Below are 3,433 nucleotides of genomic sequence, written 5' to 3' on the forward strand. Positions count from 1 at the left end.
CTTTCTGAGCCGCCACCTCCCGGGCCGTCACCTCCCGGGCCACCACCTTCCGAGCCGCCACCTCCCGGGCCGCCACCTCCCGGGCCACCACCTTCCGAGCCGCCGCCTCCCGGGCCACCGCCTCCCGGGCCGCCGCCTCCCCGTGAGTCGTCGTCCGTCCCATTGCCGTCCGCGCCGGACAGGGCCGGGGAGGCCGGCGCCACGGCGGCCGGTCCGGCGGCCCGGTCCGGCGCGGTGCGCTCGTGCGCGCCCCCGCACCGGGTCCCCGCCGTCACCAGGACGGCCGTGAGCACGGCCGTCCTGGTGAGGCGGTAGGCGCGGGTCCGGTACCAGGGCCTGCGTCGGCGCCTACGCGACACGATGGGGGCGCCGGCGGGCCAGCCGGCAGTACGCCGCCCCGCCGACCACGACCAGCCCCACGGCCGCGGCGCCGGTCAGCGGCGAGAAGGCGGCGGCCGTCGGGGCCAGGCCGCCGGCGCCCGCGTGGACGGCGCCCCTCGGGCCCCCGCCGCTGTCGTGGCCCGCGGCGGCCCCACCACGGTGGTCCCCGTCGCCGCGACCCGGGTCCTCGATCTGGTGGCCGCCCGGCCCCGGGGCTCCCTCGCGCCGGTCGTGGTCGTCACGGCAGTTGATGCGGAAGAGCTTCTCCCTGTTGGGGGTGGTGCCGACGGCCCAGATGAGCTTGTACTGCCCGTCGGTCAGCACCAGTTGTTCGGTGCGGCCGACCCCGGCGCCGAGGGCGATGGTGCCGTTGACGGTGGCGCTGGTGGGCAACGGGGGCTGCGCCTGGATGGTGTAGGCGATGGCGCCGAGGCTGTCGAAGTTGACGGCCTCGAGGTAGAACCGGCACACCACGGGGTCGTCCTTCGGGACGCCGAAGGGCACGCCCACCCGGTGGATCCTGATGTCGCCGCCTTCTCCCTGGGCCATGGCGGCGGGCGCCGCCAGCCATGTGGCACCCGCCGCGGTCAGGGCCGTCAGGACGGCGGTGGCGCCGATGCGAGAGCCGAAGGTGCGTGGGAGTGTCAGGGTGGGCATGCGCATTCCTCCGAGTCAGCCGATTTTCATACAAATCGCTTTTCCAACTGACTCTCTTTCACATCCGCCCGCCCAGGCCGTGACCCTCGCCCGACGCGCCGCCGGACATCGCCCGGCCGGCTCAACCGGACTCCTTCCCCTCCCCCACCGCCGGCGGCGCGGGTCCGGCGCGTGCTCACTCCCCGGCGGTCACCTCGACGGGGAAGCCATTGAGGACCGCGTTGCCCGAGAGGGGGTCGAGCCGGCTGCCGTCGAGGAGCTGGTTGACGTTGACGCCGGGGGTCGTGGAGGCGTGGGTCAGGAGGGTGCCGGGGCGGTCGTGGCCCCAGCCATGGGGGAGGCTGACCACGCCGGGACGTATGCCGTCGGTGACCTCGGCGGGCGCGGTCACTTCTCCGCCGTCGCCCTTGACACGGACCGGTGCGCCGTCGCGTACTCCGAGACGCGCGGCGTCCTCGGGGTGGATGTGCAGGGTGCAGCGGTTCGAACCGCCGGTGAGGGCGGGCACGTTGTGCATCCAGCTGTTGTTGGAGCGCAGATGGCGGCGGCCGACGAGGACGAGCCCGTCCGGGCGCTCGCGCAGGGCCTCACGCAGACGGGGCAGGTCGTCGGCGATCGGCCGTGGCAGCAGCTCGACCTTGCCGCTGACGGTCTTCAGCGGCTGGGGCAGCCGGGGCCGCAGCGGGCCGAGGTCGATGCCGTGCGGGTGGGCGAGGAGCTCGTCCAGGTTCAGTCCGCCGGGTCGTACGCCGAAGCCGTCGCCGTAGGGACCGAGCCGCAGCATCATGTCCAGCCGCCGCTCGGGGCCGTTCTCGCCGGTGAGGTGCGCGGCGAGTTCGCGCGGGTCGCGGCCGTGGACGGGTGAGTGCGGCTCCTCGACCGCCTTGCGGAGGGTCTGCTCGACCACCATGGCGTCGACGGCCGCCGGGTCGGTGCCGTGCCCGCCGGTGGCGGCGAGGACCAGCCGGGCGAGGATCTCGGTCTCGGCCATCCTGCCGGGCTCCAGGGGGACGGCGGGGCGGGTGTAGCGGACTTGGTTGCGCACGGCGAGGGTGTTGAAGGCGAAGTCGTGGTGCGGGCTCTGCGAGGGCGGCGGCGGAGGCAGTACGACGTGGGCGTGGCGCGAGGTCTCGTTCAGGTACGGGTCGACGCCGACCATGAAGTCGAGGGAGCCCAGCGCCTTGTCCAGCCGGTCGCCGTCGGGGGCGGACAGTACGGGGTTGGCGGCGACGACGACGAGCGCGCGGATCGGCTCGCCCTCCGCGGTGACGGTGTCGATCTCCTCGGCGAGCGCCGAGATCGGCAACTCACCCTTGGCCTCGGGGTGGTTGCTCACCCGGGAGTGCCAGCGGCCGAGCGCGAAGCCGCGGCCGGGCCCGGCGGGGCGGGGCGTCCGGTCGGTGGCGGCCTGCGGGAAGAGGGCGCCGCCGGGGCGGTCGAGGTTGCCGGTGAGGATGTTGAGGACGTCGACGAGCCAGCCGGCCAGGGTGCCGTGCGGGACGGTGCAGCTGCCGATGCGGCCGTAGACGGCGGCCGTGGGGGCGGCGGCGAGTTCGCGGGCGAGGGTGCGGACGGTCACGGCGTCGATGTCGCACGCCTCCGCTACGGCCTCGGGTGTGAAGTCCCTCATCGCGTCCCGGAGTTCGTCGACCCCCTGGACGTGCGGGGCCAGGTGGGCGAGATCGGTCAGGTCCTCCTCGAAGAGGACGTGCGCCATCGCCGCGAGCAGCAGGGCGTCGGTGCCGGGGCGGATGGCGAGGTGCCGGTCGGCGAGATCGGCGGTGCGGGTGCGGCGCGGGTCGACGACCGTGAGGGTGCCTCCGCGGGCCCTGAGCGCCTTGAGCCTGCCGGGGAAGTCGGGGGCGGTGCACAGACTGCCGTTGGACTCCAGGGGATTGGCGCCGATCAGGAGCAGGTGGGCGGTGTGGTCGAGGTCGGGGACGGGGATGGCGTTGGCGTCGCCGTAGAGCAGCCCGCTGGAAACGTGCTTGGGCATCTGGTCGAGCGTGGAGGCGGTGAAGACGCTGCGGGTACCCAAGGCGCCGAGCAGGAGGGACGGGTAGAGGGCGCCGGCCACGGTGTGCACGTTGGGATTGCCCAGGACGACACCGACGGAGTTCGGGCCGTGGCGTTCGACGACCGGCCGGATCCCGGCGGCCACCACGTCGAACGCCTCCTCCCAGGCGGCCTCGCGCAGCTCGCCGCCCTCGCGCACGAGCGGGACGCGCAGCCGGTCCGGGTCACCGTCGAGGGCTGGGAAGGAGGCGCCCTTGGGACAGATGAATCCCTTGCTGAACACATCCTCGCGGTCACCGCGGGCACCGGTGACGCGGGTGCCGTCGACGGTGAGCGTCAGCCCGCAGGTGGCCTCGCACAGGGGGCAGATGCGCAGGGC

General features: G+C 74.4%; 2 protein-coding genes. Both read right to left on the bottom strand.

Translation table 11 applies throughout. The features are described from left to right. Positions 1-348 precede the first annotated feature (348 nt). Positions 349-1,038 carry a hypothetical protein gene (locus tag C1I97_RS33630; RefSeq protein WP_111006805.1) on the bottom strand — a complete coding sequence of 230 codons (690 nt, stop codon included), beginning with the start codon at positions 1,036-1,038 and terminating at the stop codon, positions 349-351. Positions 1,039-1,213: 175 nt separating this feature from the next. Continuing rightward, positions 1,214-3,433 (bottom strand): molybdopterin oxidoreductase family protein (locus C1I97_RS33635; protein ID WP_111006806.1); only part of this gene is annotated, 2,220 nt, incomplete at its 5' end.

Origin of the sequence: Streptomyces sp. NTH33 (assembly GCF_003236365.1) — a bacterium.
Classification (GTDB): Bacteria; Actinomycetota; Actinomycetes; order Streptomycetales; family Streptomycetaceae; genus Streptomyces.